This window comes from Pseudomonas sp. P5_A2_2 (assembly GCF_054177685.1).
The window spans coordinates 1-1,100 of record NZ_JBGCUL010001294.1; the positions used below are offsets into that span (position 1 = coordinate 1).

1 protein-coding gene is annotated in these 1,100 nt (G+C 53.5%); it reads right to left on the reverse strand.

Features of this window, described 5'->3' with window-relative positions:
* Positions 1 to 368 precede the first annotated feature (368 nt).
* Positions 369 to 1,100: LysR family transcriptional regulator (locus ACXRVY_RS30900; RefSeq protein WP_458239196.1), on the reverse strand; the 732-nt coding region annotated here is incomplete at its 5' end.

Consider the following 1,100-nt stretch of genomic DNA (forward strand, 5'->3'; position numbering starts at 1 on the left):
CCCTTGGGCCCATCCAGAGAAACAAACAGCGGACGATTCATTCTTCAAACAACGATTGATATACGGTTTTTTTGCCCTGTTCGTTCGGTGGAACCGCTTGGCGCGACTACGCGAATCGAGTGGAGGGATCCCTTATGAACAGACATTGATGAACACTCTAACCCGGTTTCTGGCTAACGGGCCTCAAAATCCAGGGTTACAGCCGCTTATGTGGACGGAACCTCTACTTGTTCACTTGCGAATGAATGGGTGAAGGCCTTACAGAGGCTAATCCGTTGCGCGCCATCAAGCAGGAAGCCTTAAGCCTGGTCCAATCATCCCCATTTGGCCGCCAGTGTTCATTAGTAAGTGTTCAACGCGGTGAACAATCAAACCGAGGCTTTTAAATCCACGCCCAGTGCCTGGGCAAATGCCTTCACCAAGGGGCTGCGCACAGTGTTATGGCGCAGGATCAGACTGAACGGCGTGACGATGTTGATCAGGTCCGGGCACACCGCGCGAAACTCTCCCCGCGCCACCATTGGCGCGGCGTAGTGCTGGGGCAGGAACCCCAGGAAACGACCCGTCTTGATCAACAGCGCAACAGCCTCCACCTGGGTTGCCGAGGCGGAAAAGCTGTCGTAGTGGGCAAATTTCAGTTTGTCGCGATGAATCGCGTAGCGATGGTTGATGCACTCGTAATCCTTGAGCACATTACCGCCCATGTCCGCGTCCGCCATGGAGAACAGCGGGTGGCCGAGCGCGCAGTAAACCTCCGAGCGTTCTTCGTATAGCTCGTAATAATCAAACTCTTCGCGCTTTTGATAAACCGGCACAATTCCCGCCACCAACCGCCCCTCGACGACACCTCTTTCAACCTCATCAAGTTGCGTTGCCTGCAGTTGAAATCGGACCTTGGGAGATTGTTCGTTAATACGTCTAAGTGCGGCAACTAACGGCGAATTTGCGTCAGAGATTGTGTTATCAATAACCCCCACACCAAGATCACCGACAAGTTCGTTTTGCGCTGAACTAAGGCGGTCGCGAAAGTTGTCGACCGAGGCAAATAAGTCTATCGACGCCTGATACACCAGACGCCCTTCTTCCGTCAGGTGAAAGCC